The 12,994-nt window shown below is 38.8% G+C and carries 14 protein-coding genes and 2 tRNA genes; 13 read left to right on the top strand and 3 right to left on the bottom strand.

All coding sequences use genetic code 11. The features are described 5' to 3' along the window. The first annotated feature begins 93 nt into the window (after positions 1–93). The 3 genes from trxB to bshB1 all read left to right on the top strand — a co-directional run bounded on the left by trxB (position 94) and on the right by bshB1 (position 2,863). Complete coding sequence (trxB, locus tag IFO69_RS11250; RefSeq protein ID WP_192010199.1) at positions 94–1,038, top strand: thioredoxin-disulfide reductase; 945 nt, start codon at positions 94–96, stop codon at positions 1,036–1,038. Between the two features lie 9 nt (positions 1,039–1,047). Beyond that, on the top strand, positions 1,048–2,082 hold the full coding sequence (locus tag IFO69_RS11245) for a M23 family metallopeptidase (RefSeq protein ID WP_192010198.1): 1,035 nt from the start codon (positions 1,048–1,050) through the stop codon (positions 2,080–2,082). A 64-nt stretch (positions 2,083–2,146) separates the two neighbouring features. Next, complete coding sequence (gene bshB1 / locus IFO69_RS11240) at positions 2,147–2,863, top strand: bacillithiol biosynthesis deacetylase BshB1 (protein ID WP_192010197.1); 717 nt, start codon at positions 2,147–2,149, stop codon at positions 2,861–2,863. 33 nt (positions 2,864–2,896) lie between these two features. Here the strand turns inward: bshB1 and pdxH are convergent, their stop codons facing one another. Further along, positions 2,897–3,532 carry a pyridoxamine 5'-phosphate oxidase gene (gene pdxH / locus IFO69_RS11235; protein ID WP_192010196.1) on the bottom strand — a complete coding sequence of 212 codons (636 nt, stop codon included), beginning with the start codon at positions 3,530–3,532 and terminating at the stop codon, positions 2,897–2,899. Between the two features lie 96 nt (positions 3,533–3,628). Between pdxH and IFO69_RS11230 the strand changes: the two genes are divergently transcribed. From IFO69_RS11230 to IFO69_RS21870, 6 genes are all read left to right on the top strand, one after another. Then, on the top strand, positions 3,629–4,198 hold the full coding sequence (locus tag IFO69_RS11230) for a YqgE/AlgH family protein (RefSeq protein ID WP_192010195.1): 570 nt from the start codon (positions 3,629–3,631) through the stop codon (positions 4,196–4,198). A gap of 54 nt (positions 4,199–4,252) precedes the next feature. Next, complete coding sequence (locus IFO69_RS11225) at positions 4,253–6,112, top strand: DUF349 domain-containing protein (RefSeq protein ID WP_192010194.1); 1,860 nt, start codon at positions 4,253–4,255, stop codon at positions 6,110–6,112. A gap of 211 nt (positions 6,113–6,323) precedes the next feature. After that, a tRNA-Thr gene (locus IFO69_RS11220) sits at positions 6,324–6,396 on the top strand. A gap of 97 nt (positions 6,397–6,493) precedes the next feature. Further along, positions 6,494–6,566: transfer RNA gene (locus IFO69_RS11215), tRNA-Thr, on the top strand. Positions 6,567–6,603: 37 nt separating this feature from the next. After that, entirely contained in the window at positions 6,604–6,897 is a 294-nt protein-coding gene (locus tag IFO69_RS11210) for a GIY-YIG nuclease family protein (RefSeq protein WP_192010193.1), read from the top strand. Positions 6,898–7,035: 138 nt separating this feature from the next. Next, positions 7,036–7,242 (top strand): GIY-YIG nuclease family protein, encoded by a 207-nt coding sequence (locus IFO69_RS21870; protein WP_192010192.1) that lies wholly within the window; start codon positions 7,036–7,038, stop codon positions 7,240–7,242. Between the two features lie 178 nt (positions 7,243–7,420). Here the strand turns inward: IFO69_RS21870 and IFO69_RS11200 are convergent, their stop codons facing one another. Then, positions 7,421–7,759: a zinc ribbon domain-containing protein YjdM gene (locus tag IFO69_RS11200; protein ID WP_192010191.1), complete on the bottom strand. Its 339-nt coding sequence runs from the start codon at positions 7,757–7,759 to the stop codon at positions 7,421–7,423. Between the two features lie 228 nt (positions 7,760–7,987). Here IFO69_RS11200 and IFO69_RS11195 point away from each other — a divergent pair, with 228 nt between their 5' ends. After that, positions 7,988–8,254 (top strand): hypothetical protein, encoded by a 267-nt coding sequence (locus IFO69_RS11195; RefSeq protein WP_192010190.1) that lies wholly within the window; start codon positions 7,988–7,990, stop codon positions 8,252–8,254. A 17-nt stretch (positions 8,255–8,271) separates the two neighbouring features. Here IFO69_RS11195 and IFO69_RS11190 read toward each other — a convergent pair whose 3' ends face one another. Next, complete coding sequence (locus IFO69_RS11190; protein WP_192010189.1) at positions 8,272–8,535, bottom strand: hypothetical protein; 264 nt, start codon at positions 8,533–8,535, stop codon at positions 8,272–8,274. A 363-nt stretch (positions 8,536–8,898) separates the two neighbouring features. Between IFO69_RS11190 and IFO69_RS11185 the strand changes: the two genes are divergently transcribed. The 3 genes from IFO69_RS11185 to IFO69_RS11175 are packed head-to-tail and all read left to right on the top strand — an operon-like array spanning position 8,899 to position 12,643. Next, the gene (locus IFO69_RS11185; protein WP_192010188.1) at positions 8,899–10,230 is read left to right on the top strand and encodes a peroxidase; all 1,332 of its coding nucleotides are present in this window, start codon (positions 8,899–8,901) and stop codon (positions 10,228–10,230) included. Then, positions 10,212–11,672, top strand: coding sequence for a Dyp-type peroxidase (locus IFO69_RS11180; protein WP_225444100.1), 1,461 nt, complete (start codon positions 10,212–10,214; stop codon positions 11,670–11,672). The genes IFO69_RS11185 and IFO69_RS11180 overlap by 19 nt, the downstream gene beginning before the upstream one ends. After that, positions 11,669–12,643, top strand: a complete 975-nt coding sequence (locus IFO69_RS11175; protein WP_192010187.1) for a catalase family protein — start codon at positions 11,669–11,671, stop codon at positions 12,641–12,643. Before IFO69_RS11180 ends, IFO69_RS11175 begins: the two co-directional genes overlap by 4 nt. Positions 12,644–12,994 lie beyond the last annotated feature (351 nt).

The following is a 12,994-nucleotide window of genomic DNA, read 5'->3' as shown; positions in this document are numbered from 1 at the left end:
ATTTAAATCTATTATTTAGGGAATTTTAACAAGATGTTATTTTGTTAAAAACATTAAAATTTTAAAATTTGCCAACCAAAAAAATCTTGGTCAATGAACAAAGAAGCAGAAAAGGTTAAAGTATTAATCATCGGTTCGGGTCCAGCAGGATATACTGCGGCAATTTATGCCTCTAGAGCAGGCCTCAATCCATTACTTTATACTGGCGGACAGCCAGGTGGACAACTTACTATCACCAATGATGTGGAAAACTACCCGGGATATCCTGATGGTGTCATGGGGCCACAAATGATGGAGGATTTTAAAAAGCAAGCAGAGAGATTTGGTACGGATGTAAGGTACGGAATGGTAACTGCTGTTGACTTCAGTTCAAGACCTCATAAAGTCACTGTGGACGATCAAAGTGAAATTTTGGCAGAAACAGTTATTATTTCCACTGGAGCTTCAGCTAAGTGGCTTGGACTTGAAAGTGAAAATAAATTGAACGGTAAAGGAGTATCTGCATGTGCCGTTTGTGATGGTTTCTTCTTTAGAAATCAGCATGTAGCCATTGTTGGTGCTGGGGATACCGCTTGTGAAGAAGCATCTTATTTGGCTAATATTTGTGAAAAAGTATATATGTTGGTGCGTAGAGATGAAATGAGAGCATCTCAAATTATGCAACAACGAGTAAAAAATAATCCAAAGATTGAGATTCTTTGGAATACAGAAACTGAAGAGATTCTTGGTGAAGAAGAAGTAAGTGGAGTAAGAATCAAAAATACATTGTCTGGAGAAACTCAAGAACTAGCGGTAACAGGATTTTTCGTGGCCATAGGTCACCAACCTAACACCCAGATCTTTGAAGGGATGTTGGATATGAATGAATCTGGGTATATTATTACCAGGCCAGGAAGTACTAAAACCAATATTGAAGGTGTTTTTGCTTGTGGTGACGCACAAGACCATGTTTACAGGCAAGCTGTAACAGCTGCAGGTACCGGATGTATGTCAGCTCTGGATGCGGAGCGTTTTCTCGCTGAACAAGAGTTGTCATAATAAAACCCAATGAGCATCAAATCATTCATTAGCTTTATTGTCATTACTTTCCTGTGTGTAAGCTTTTCAGAAGCTTATGCACAGGTATTTCCTAAAATAGTAAAGAAGGACAAGACTCAGCCAGTCAAAGTACCTGATGTCCGAAAAATAGAGACTTTTGATGTTCAGGAATATTTACAAAACCTACAGCGTGGAACAGATTCCTTACTGTTCAAAGACCGCGTAGATTTAAGAAGAAGATTAACTGCTGTAAGTGAAGACACCCTTTCGCTTGTATGGCTCCCCACTCATCAGTTGGTTCAAGTAACTGATAAAATCCAAATTGATAGCGTTTGGGTTACTGCCTTTGAATACTATTCCTCATGGGACAGCCAGCGTATTGACAGTTATGATTTCAACCCTAAAGACTTTAAGGATACAGTTTACGTAAAACTGTATGATCCATTTTATGGGACCAATTGGAGCAATCCATTGGATCAAACCAAAATAAACTCAGAGTTTGGTTTTAGAAGGTATCGATGGCATCATGGGACAGATCTTGACCTAAATAGAGGAGATCCAGTGTACAGTGCTTTTGATGGAATTGTGAGAATGAGATCATATGACCGCTATGGCTACGGCTATTATTTGGTGGTAAGACATAAAAATGGTCTAGAGACTTTATATGGACATTTGTCGAAATTCAATGCCGTGGTCGGGCAAGAAGTAAAAGCTGGGGAAGTAATTGGTTATGGAGGAAGCACTGGAAGGAGTACTGGTCCTCATTTGCATTTTGAAGTGCGTTATCAAGGACTGTCAATTAACCCAACAGAATTGTTCGATTTTTCTGTTGGAAGGCTGAGAAGCAGTGTTTACGCGGTTACTGCAAATAGTTTTGACCATGTTATCAAGATGCAGCAGGCAGTGTATCACCGGGTAAGAAGTGGTGAAAACTTAAGTGTAATAGCTCGAAAATATGGAACTACAGTGAGAAATATCACCAGAAAGAACAATATCTCTTCTAGTTCTGTCTTAAGAGTAGGGCAAAGATTAAGAATCAGATAAACTTTTAGGTGTATTTTAATGTTTCAATTTTGTTTGAAAAATTAAAGTAAACGATACTTCAATAATGAAATTAGATATTCTGGCTATTGCAGCCCATCCAGATGATGCTGAGCTATCTTGTTCTGGAACACTTGCAGCTCATGCAGACAAAGGGTATAAAGTAGGAGTAGTTGATCTTACCCAAGGAGAAATGGGCACCAGAGGAACTCCTAAATTACGTTTGGAAGAAGCAGCAGCATCTTCCAAAATCCTTAAACTTTCTGCAAGGGAAAATTTAGGTTTTAAGGATGTGTTTTTTAAAGATGATGAAGAACATCATCTGGAATTAGTTAAAATTATCAGAAAATACCGACCGGAAATCATCTTAGCCAATGCGGTAACCGATAGGCACCCAGATCATGGCAAGGGAGCTTCTTTAGTTACCAATGCGTGTTTTGTAAGTGGTTTGATTAAAGTGGAGACTGAGCTTGTCGGAGTAAAGCAAGAGGCATGGAGACCAAAATTTGTTTACCATTATATCCAAAACAATTATATAGAACCAGATTTTGTATTTGACATCAGTGAGTATTGGGATGTGAAGCTTGAAAGCATCAAAGCCTTTAAATCTCAGTTTTATGACCCTTCTAATCAAGAGCCTGAAAGTTTTATCAGTAGTAAGGAGTTTTTTGATTTTACCGAAGCAAGGGCCAAAGAGTTTGGCCACAGGATAAATGTAAAATACGGAGAAGGTTTTACGGTGGAACGAATGGTTGGTGTAGATGACTTATTCCAGTTAATATAGAAAAGGAAGGTTCAAAACCTTCCTTTTCTATATTTAAGGAGCTAGCCTATTAGTAGTCCAGGTATTTTTATCTTTAAGTCGGTACTGGATCCTGTCGTGCAGTCTTGAAGTTCTTCCTTGCCAAAATTCCACCAAATCAGGAACAAGTCGAAAGCCACCCCAATGAGCTGGTCTTTGGATTTCTTCAAGCTTAAATTTCTCAATTATTTCTGCTTCTCTTTTTTCCAAAAAAGTTCTATCTGGAATGATCTGGCTTTGCGGAGATGCCCATGCTCCAATTTGGCTACCCTTTGGGCGGGAAAGGAAATATTGGTCTGAAAGGGAAGGGGCTACTTTTTCTATTTTTCCTTCTATTCTTACCTGTCGCTGTAATTCAGGCCAGAAAAAGGTAATTGCAGCAAAAGGGAAATGATTAAGTTCCTGACCTTTTTTACTATCGTAATTGGTGTAAAAAACAAAGCCGTGGTCAATACCTTTCAACAGAACAATTCTAGAGCTAGGCCTGTGATCTTTACTTACAGTAGCCAAATTCATGGCGTTTGGCTCGTTGACATTTGTCTTGATAGCTTCATCTAACCAAGATTCAAACTGCTTTATAGGCGATTTGTCCAGCATTTTGACATTTAGAGACTTAAGAGAATATTCTGTTCGAAGTGCTGCAATATCCATAATCAAATAAGATTTTTATAACCATAAAAGTACCATTGTTAATTGCATTTATGAAATTTTGACCTATATTAAAGAATAAAAATCAAACAGAATTTGATGGATAAAAACAATAAAATCACTCCCAAATCCGGTCATTTATTGATTTCAGAGCCATTTCTACAAGATGAAAATTTTGTTAGGTCTGTTGTACTCCTTTGTGAAAGCAATGAAAAGGGAGCGTTTGGTCTTGTTTTGAACAAACTTTCCATTCTGAAGATTAGGGATTTGTTGGATGAACTTGATTTTTTGGATATTGAAGTTTTTGTCGGGGGACCGGTGGAACAAAACACGCTTCATTTTATATATAAAGGTAGTCCTATGATAGAAGGAAGTATTGAATTGGCAAAAGATTTGTATTGGGGAGGGGATTTTGATGAGCTGGTCATGAAATATAAAACGGGTCAAATTGACCTGAACAACTTTCGTTTTTTTATTGGCTATTCCGGTTGGTCTGAAGGGCAGTTGGAAAGTGAATTGACAGAAAATACTTGGATAGTGTGTGAAAGGGTGGATTCTCAGGCCATATTTGAAGCGTCTCCCGATGATCTTTGGAGGGTGGCTTTGAGGAATATGGGAGGTGATTTTCAGGTTTTGGCAAATTATCCCATTGACCCAAGATTAAATTAAATTATTTATTACTTTTGTTTAAAGCATATTTGGTAAGAAGTACTCATAAGATTTATGGAGAACGATAAGGAAATATCAGAAGAAAACAAGGTGACTCAAGAGCAGGTAGATAACACTGTGGAGAGTAATCAGCATGAACCGGAAAAGGACATGGAAAATGAAGAAGAAGATCATCATGAAGAAGATCATCACGAGGACGATCATCATGTTGATTATGGGAATTTCGGCAAAAAGCAGCTGATAGCTGCATTGAAAGAGCTGATTGAGAAGGGAAACTATGTTAAGGCCGATCACGTTGCAAATGACATTAAAACTCACTTTGAAGAGGATCATTTCAATAAAGAAAAGGAAGCTGCATTAAAAAGCTTCATCAAGGATGGTGGAGAAGAAGATGACTTCTATTACAAGCAAAGTGAGGACGATAAAATATTTTTTGCGCTCTATGGCGACTTTAAAAACCGCAGAAGCGATCAAATCAAAGACCTTGAAAAAGCAAAGGAAAAGAATCTTTATGCCAAAAACCAGATTCTCGAGAGGTTAAGAGAGTTGGTAGATGGTGAAGAGACCACACATAGTATTAGTACGATCAAGGACATTCAAACTGAGTGGAAAGAAATTGGTCCTGTACCAGGAGCTCAGAATAAAAGCCTTTGGGCTTCTTATAATGCATTAATGGACCGCTTCTATGACAACAGAAGTATCTATTTTGAGTTAAAGGAACTTGATCGTAAAAAGAACCTAGAAGGCAAGATTGAATTGATTGAAAAAGCAGAGGCGTTAGATCAAGAAGAAGATCTAAGAAATGCTATTAAAACCTTGAATGAGTTGCATGAAGAGTTCAAGCATATAGGTCCAGTACCAAGGGATGAACAGGAAAAGATTTGGCAGAGGTTTAAAACTGCTTCTGACGCAGTTTATGCCAAAAGGAAAGCTTATTACGAGAGTCAAAAAGAGGTTTTCAAAGAAAATCAAACCAAGAAAGAAGCACTTATTGCCAAGCTCGGAGAGTTTAAGGATTTCAAAGCTAACCGTATCAAAGAATGGAATGCAAAGACCAAGGAAATTCTTGAAATCCAAAAAGAGTGGGAAGCGATTGGTCCAGTTCCAAGAGAGTGTGGTCGTGAGATCAATAGATCCTTTTGGGGATTCTTTAAGCAGTTCTTCCATAATAAAAACCTTTTCTTCAAAGAGCTTGACGAAATTCGGAGAGTGAACAAGGAAAAGGCCGAGGAGCTGATTAAACAAGCAGAGTCACTAAAGGAGAGCACAGATTGGCAAAACACTTCCAATGCCTTAATTAAGTTACAGCAAGAGTGGAAAAAGTTAGGGCCAACACCAGAGAAGGTAAGAGACGATTTATATAAGAGGTTTAAAGCAGCCTGTGATACTTTCTTTGACAATAGGAGACAGGCCAATAAGGATATCAATAAAGAGTTTGAAAAGAACCTTGAGTCCAAAGAGGAAGTCTGTGCCAAAATCAAGGCACTTTCAGGTTCAGAGGATTTGACTGTAGAACATCTTGAAAAATTGATAGGTGAGTTCAATGCCATTGGGTTTGTTCCGAGGAAAAATATAAAAGATATCGCAGCAAAGTTCAATGAAGCTGTGGAAGCTTGTGTTGACGTGATGGATACAGATGGTGAAAACCGTGAAGAATTCCTTTTCCGTCTTAATTTGAACAAGATTCAAAGTGATCCAAACAGTGATAGGGTCTTCAACAAGAAAGAACATGGTATCCGTAAGCAAATTGCTGATTTGGAGAACAACATTACCTTGTGGAAAAATAACCTTGAATTTTTTGCTTCATCCAAGACTGCTGATAAGTTAAAAGATCAATTTGATCAGAAAATAGAAAAAGCGGAGGAGGAAATAGAAAAGCTTAAGAAAAAGTTATCGATATTGAGGGAATTTTAAGTTTCTAATACCTAGGGAGATATCAATATCTCCCTATTTTTTTTATGAAATCGTTTGGGATGATATAAGGATCCATATATATTTGCACTCGCAATAAGGGAAAAGCCCATAGCATTTAAACTTATCATGACAAGTAGATTTATTTAATGTTATAGTAAATCACTTAAAAAGCCTCCTTATTCCGATAACCATCGGAATGATAGAGCAAAATGCCTCCTTAGCTCAGCTGGTAGAGCAACTGACTTGTAATCAGTAGGTCGTTGGTTCGATCCCGACAGGAGGCTCAAGTTTAAGTTTTATTTTAATAATTTGAAGTATTGAAAGCGTTGCTTTTGGTATTTTAAAAAACTTTCAATTTCAGAAATATTTTGAAAGTGAAAAGCCTCCTTAGCTCAGCTGGTAGAGCAACTGACTTGTAATCAGTAGGTCGTTGGTTCGATCCCGACAGGAGGCTCATTAAGGGTAACTAATGAGGTTACCCTTTTTTGATTATGCCAAATTTTTACGTTTACATATTGTACTCTCATTCGATTGATACTTTTTATATTGGCTATACAGAGGACTTGATTCATCGCCTTTCCCAACATAATGAACATGTATTTTCAGGTAGTTTTACACATAGGGCTTCTGATTGGGAAGTTTATTTTAGTCTCGGTTGTAAATCAAAAGGACAGGCTCATCAAATAGAACGCCATATTAAGAGGAATAAATCGCGAAAGTATCTTGAGAACCTAAAACATTTTCCAGCCATAAGAGAAAAACTACTGTCTAAATATGCCGATTAGGGTCTTCTTACCCCGATAGCCATCGTGAAGATAGAGCAACTGACTTGTAATCCGTAGGTCGTTGTCCTCGATAGCTATCGGGACGATCCCGACAGGAGGCTCATTAAGGGTAACCTCATTAGTTACCCTTTTTTGATTATGCCAAATTTTTACGTTTACATATTGTACTCTCATTCGATTGATACTTTTTATATTGGCTATACAGAGGACTTGATTCATCGCCTTTCCCAACATAATGAACATGTATTTTCAGGTAGTTTTACACATAGGGCTTCTGATTGGGAAGTTTATTTTAGTCTCGGTTGTAAATCAAAAGGACAGGCTTATCCAATAGAGTTGCAATAGATTTTCTATTGTATATTTTGGATCTAATAAGTTATGCGATGACTGTTGATTTTCTACAATAAAAGAAGCTAAAGTAAGGTGAATCAAGTATGGGGTTCAAAGTATTTGATCTTAGAGCTCAATTTTAAATTTTAAATTTCACTTTCTTAATATCCAATGTTGGCTACTCACTGCTAAATCATGCCTTTTTTACAAATTCCGACTTGAGGGCCATGTTCCCAAATCCATCGATCTTACAGTCGATATTGTGATCACCTTCAACCAATCGGATATTTTTTACTTTTGTTCCCGCTTTGATAGGGGATGGAGCTCCTTTTACAGGTAGGTTTTTGATGACCACCACAGCGTCTCCATCTTGCAGCACATTTCCATTAGAGTCTTTGACTACCAAGGCAATTTCCTCTTCAATTACTTCTTCAGGGTTCCATTCATGCGCACATTCAGGACAAACCATCAATGCACCCATGGGATAAGTGTATTCGGAGCCACATTTTGGGCATGGTATAATTTCAGACATTTTTTAGTCGATTTAATAAGATACAAAGATACGGAAAACTCAGATTTTTATTGTGGAAAGCTGGGAGTGGGTATTTGGGAGCAGTTCTACCCAATCCCGCTCATAAAATTTCCTAATCAACACAAACTCTTCATAACCCAAGAGGAATGGACACATTATTCCTTTTACTTGTTAGAAGAAAATCTGATTACTACCTTTCGGAAAATTACAGAATATTTTATACTAGCTATGTTTGACAGCTCTGATTACCCTAAACCTCTTGATGAAGCACTTTTTGAAACTTGGTTAGAGAAAGGCCGCGAAAAGAAGATTCCCTACAATTTCCTCATGATCATCTGGAATGTGATAGATGGAGCTTATAAGCCTGTTTATGCAGAAAGTAGGGAAGAGCTAAAAGGACTAGAATGGTACCCGAACAATACAGGTCAAGAGGGCTTGGTCGCTATTTATGATTTGTATTCAGAGTCCAGGATAATATTGGAAAATAGACATTAGATTTTAGACATCAGACCTTAGACTAACTGATAACTATCTTGGGCCTGGTTTCCACTTCCAAAGCCACCAAGCAATACAATTGATAGGGAGGCTGATTCAGGTTGGTCTTGAGTTGGTTTAAGTAAATAAGTCCGCTCTAAATCATCCACCATGATTGAATATGCCTTGGAATTGTAAGGGAATTTTTTTTGGAAAAAGCCAAAACTTCTAATATTGAATTGAAGAAAAGTAAGTAACTCAATATCATAAGTGGTAGTATAGATTTGTTTTAATATATACAATTAATAAGTCTTTTGGTTTAAACCCTGATTCAACATCGTTCAGCTTAAGTTTGGGAGTAAAGATGTAACCTTATGGATTCTTCGTTCAGAATGCGGGGAATAGAAAGATAGTTTTGAACTTTGGGTTTTCAAGGTCTGACACCATTGTAAATACTCCTGTTATGGTATAGAAATACATCCAGTTTTTATTATCTTTATTCTATAACGTACTGCCACCGATTTGTTAATATTTTAAGCCAACCCGAGTATATCATCAATCGAATTAACTTTTCTATTTTTAACAAGCTGACCAATTACCAAGGGCATCAATAAGAAAATGAATTCTGATTTTCTTTTAGTAAGGCCAGCAAAACAATTGGAAATATGGGCACTATTCATGATGGATTTACAGCTTCCAACCGAATTCGGCAAGAAGGGATGGATGCGCTGAAGGATGTTCTAGAGGCACTTCAAGATGACTTTAAGTATGCCCACCCATCCTTTTCCCCTAAAAAACTGGAAACTACCCATTTTATCACTTGGGTAATCATTCCTAAAGAAGTTGCACCCAATGGCAGAACCTTACCTGCCCGTTTATTGCTTATGACCAGCTATACGGGTTCCAAAAGAGAACACCTTAGGGAGTTGGCAGAGGTGGGGCTATCTGGTCTGCATGAGGTTTATAAGCATTGTGAGGAGTACCACTATTCCGAAAAGCCAAGTGTGGAAAATATGCTAAACTTCTTAAGGAAATCGTCCATTAAAAACACCTTTTATACGGGCTTTCAGTATGTGACCAAAGACCTAGTCTATAAGCAAAACCAACTTCGCTATGCTATTCAGGAATACTTGGATTCTGATGTTTTTAGAGCGGGGTTGGAAGGGTTGACTCCTGGTCAGGTAAGAAAAAGAATCCAAGATCATGTTCGGACCATTCCGGACCTTTCATGGGCACTAAAACCTTATAAAAGATCATTTGGGGATTTTTTAAACCTATATGGAGCTTTGATCTTTTGGTTGTTTATTTTGGGTGGCTCATTGGTTTTGGGTATTCTTTATCCGTTTTTTCACCATCCCTTGATGCTGGTTGGATTGATCATCTTCTGCGCTTTCATTGGACTAATAGGAATTTTATTGGTACTGTTGAGAATGGATGAAAATATACCCTATGAACCTTTGGAGGAAGTTTCGGACGAAAGGATCTATGACATTACATCAAGAGAAATCCACCCTGTCAAGAATGAAATGAGTGTGATTTCACCATTAAAAAGGGGCTTTATCCGCAGGTTTTTTCTGGCTTTCACTTTGCGCATTGTCCCGATAGTCAGGGCCTTTTCTTATATTCCTACCGTTCACACTGCCAGATGGCTTCAGACTGACGGAGGGAGGCGCTTGGTCTTTATTGCCTATTATGACAATACCTCGGAAGGCTATGCCCATGACTTTGTGGATTCTACCAAAAGAACCAGAAACCTTAACCTGATTTTTGGTCATGCATCGGGTTTTCCAGCCACCAAGTGGGCTGTTGGAGGCGGAGGAAAGGACCGTAAAGGCTATATCACCGGAGTAAGGACCCATCAGAAAATCACTGGCTTTTGGTACAGCACCTTTCCCGAACTTAGCGTTTTGAATCTAGAAAACAATAAAGCCATTCATAAAGGATTGTTTGGCAATTTGGACGAAAAAGAAATTAAACAATGGCTGCTCAGACTATGAAATGGGATTCAAATACTACATTGGAAAAGGAAGATATTCAAGGACTTTTGGTTAGAGGCTACTCCAAGCTTCCCTATGCCTCATATCACCTCCTTCGCTTTAATGATCTAAAGGATGCAAAGTCCTATCTCCATGAGAGTATAACACAGGTAACAAAGGCGTCCACTTCTCCCGATGACATGGCAGTACATCTCGCCTTTACTTATGATGGATTAAAATATCTTTCGCTGCCAGAAATAACATTGCAATCCTTTTTGCGACAGTTTAAGGAAGGCATGACGGAAAAGCACCGTAGTTTTGTACTCGGAGATGAGCATGCCAATGCACCTGAACTTTGGGAATGGGGTGGGCCCAACAATCCACCTGTGCATGCACTTCTTATGCTCTATACCAAGGACAAAAGCACCTTGGAAGCAGTTCAATCACAACACCATACTTTATTTGGCCATCATCATATTGAAGAAGTAAGGATGCTGGCCACAGATACTTTGCCCGACCTTAAAGAACATTTTGGTTTTAGGGATGGTGTTTCCCAACCCTATGTGGGGGGATTCAGCAATAAGCAGCCTGGTGAAAATGAAGATATTCTGCCACCGGGTGAGTTCGTTTTGGGCTATAAAAACTGGTATGGCCAGTACCCTGATAGTCCGATTATGGAAACTGAAAGTGATGCTGATGACTTACTTCCCAGTTATCCCAATAACCTTAAAGTAAAGGATTTTGGAATGAATGGAAGTTATTTGGTTTTCAGGCAATTAAGTCAAGATGTTTATTGCTTTTGGAAATACATGAAAGAGCAGGCCCCAGCGGCAAGTCACACTCAAAAGGAAGCAGTGAAACTAGCCAGTAAAATGGTGGGCAGGTGGCCCAGCGGTGCGCCATTGGTGAAGGCTCCTCATGCAGATGATGTACAATATGCCAACCACAATGACTTCAATTACTGGAAAGAGGATTTCAATGGACTTAAATGCCCCATCGGTGCACATATAAGACGGACCAATCCTAGGGATTCCTTATTAACAGAAAAGACCGATTTAGAATCCAAGGAAATGGTGCTCAAACATCGGATATTGAGAAGGGGAAGAACCTACGGAACTCCGCTTGCCGAAAGTATGAAAACCGATGATTTGATGAATGCAGAAGATGATGGAAAGGAGAGGGGCCTGCATTTTATCTGTTTTGTGGGAGATTTGATCAGACAGTTTGAATTTATCCAAAATGCCTGGGTCAAGTTCCATAAATTCGGAGGGCTATATGAAGATTCCGATCCGCTGATAGGTACCCATTATCAAAAGGACGGCCATGTAACCGATACATTTACAGTTCCTGAGGAACCAGTAAGAAAGCGTTATAAAAATATGCCCCAGTTTACTGCTGTTAAAGGTGGAGCTTATTTCTTTTTTCCGGGTATCAAGGCCTTAACCTACCTGTCCAGGCCATGAAAGAGTTAGGAAAAGAAGAAATACCTCTCCATGAAGATGTGCATATTGATGAGATTGTTCAGGACATGCAGGGTTTTCTTGAGCGGACTTATGCTCCAGGCAAAACCAAGCGGCATTTTCATCCCAAAATGCATGGCTGTCTCAAAGCCACTTTTGAAGTCAAGGAAGATTTGCCCAGTCACTTGAAGAAAGGACTGTTCAGTAAGCCCAATACCTATGATGCTTGGGTGAGATTTTCCAGTGCACCTCCCAAGGAAGCTTCAGACAAGAAACCATCAGGATTGGGAATGGCCATCAAAGTAATGGGCGTGGATGGAGACTTCATTGAACCCAATGCTGAAATGGTACAGGATTTCTTGATGACCACCAGTCCTGTATTATCCCCTGGACATGTCGCCAACTACCGCAGGGCCATGAAAATGCTGATTTATGGCTTACCACATACGATTTTTTATGTATTGGATCCAAGTAACTGGCGAAGGATCACATTGACGCTGAAATATCGGAAGCGATTTTACAATGTCTTGGAACAAATGTATTTCTCTGGTGCCCCTATGCTATTTGGAGAAGGGGCTGCTGTAAAATGTGCAGTCAAACCGCACAAGTCCAAGACCTCCGGTAAGCCTCAGAATGCCACTGACTTTTTTTTGCAGCAACGTTTGATGGAGGATTTGGCCATGGAAGATGCCTATTTTGACTTTATGGTGCAGTTTCAAGAAGACCCGGCTTCTGAACCCATTGAAGACACTTCACGACAATGGAAGACAACATTTCATACCGTGGCCACAATTTGTATCCCCAAACAGGAATTCAGTTCACAGGAAAGGATCACCTTGGGTGAAAACCTCCAGTTCAACCCTTGGCATGCCCTCAAAAGCCACCGGCCCCTTGGAGGTATCAATAGGGCTCGTAAGGCAGTCTATGGTATCTTGGCTGATTTTAGAAAGCAAAGAAATGGGGTGGAACCTTGATTTGGAAAGTCTCGATCGGAAATGCTTAGTTGTTATAGATAAAGATAAACTAACTGTTTTCGTGAATAAAATTCCGGATTTAGGTAATAAAAATCTATTGGCTTAATAAAAATATGCTGCAAAATAACTAGCTTTATCATTATTGTTGAACCGTTGTACCTTAAACTTGTTGATTGACAGATTGGTGTGCTCAAATATTTTTATCTAAGAGCTTATAGTTTTTGGATAGTTTGAAAATCCATTTGTGCCAATCAATATAGATTTGATTCAGGTACAAATTATTAGTCTGAATGAGGGTACATTTTTAGGTACGCGTATCATATCTATTCTTTTCCGGCATTCTTAAGGGAT

Origin of the sequence: Echinicola arenosa (assembly GCF_014841125.1) — a bacterium.
GTDB lineage: Bacteria > Bacteroidota > Bacteroidia > Cytophagales > Cyclobacteriaceae > Echinicola > Echinicola arenosa.
Note: the sequence above shows the minus strand (reverse complement) of the source record. Positions and strands in the feature narration are given on the sequence as shown.

Excerpts from the sequence above, each read along its gene's own strand:
- IFO69_RS11185 (WP_192010188.1), top strand. The coding sequence starts at position 8,899 with ATGGGCACTATTCATGATGGATTTACAGCTTCCAACCGAATTCGGCAA.
- IFO69_RS11180 (WP_225444100.1), top strand. The coding sequence starts at position 10,212 with ATGGCTGCTCAGACTATGAAATGGGATTCAAATACTACATTGGAAAAG.
- bshB1 (WP_192010197.1), top strand. The coding sequence starts at position 2,147 with ATGAAATTAGATATTCTGGCTATTGCAGCCCATCCAGATGATGCTGAG.
- IFO69_RS11230 (WP_192010195.1), top strand. The coding sequence starts at position 3,629 with ATGGATAAAAACAATAAAATCACTCCCAAATCCGGTCATTTATTGATT.
- IFO69_RS11245 (WP_192010198.1), top strand. The coding sequence starts at position 1,048 with ATGAGCATCAAATCATTCATTAGCTTTATTGTCATTACTTTCCTGTGT.
- IFO69_RS11225 (WP_192010194.1), top strand. The coding sequence starts at position 4,253 with ATGGAGAACGATAAGGAAATATCAGAAGAAAACAAGGTGACTCAAGAG.
- IFO69_RS11195 (WP_192010190.1), top strand. The coding sequence starts at position 7,988 with ATGTTTGACAGCTCTGATTACCCTAAACCTCTTGATGAAGCACTTTTT.
- IFO69_RS11210 (WP_192010193.1), top strand. The coding sequence starts at position 6,604 with ATGCCAAATTTTTACGTTTACATATTGTACTCTCATTCGATTGATACT.
- IFO69_RS21870 (WP_192010192.1), top strand. The coding sequence starts at position 7,036 with ATGCCAAATTTTTACGTTTACATATTGTACTCTCATTCGATTGATACT.
- IFO69_RS11175 (WP_192010187.1), top strand. The coding sequence starts at position 11,669 with ATGAAAGAGTTAGGAAAAGAAGAAATACCTCTCCATGAAGATGTGCAT.
- IFO69_RS11200 (WP_192010191.1), bottom strand. The coding sequence starts at position 7,759 with ATGTCTGAAATTATACCATGCCCAAAATGTGGCTCCGAATACACTTAT.
- trxB (WP_192010199.1), top strand. The coding sequence starts at position 94 with ATGAACAAAGAAGCAGAAAAGGTTAAAGTATTAATCATCGGTTCGGGT.
- pdxH (WP_192010196.1), bottom strand. The coding sequence starts at position 3,532 with ATGGATATTGCAGCACTTCGAACAGAATATTCTCTTAAGTCTCTAAAT.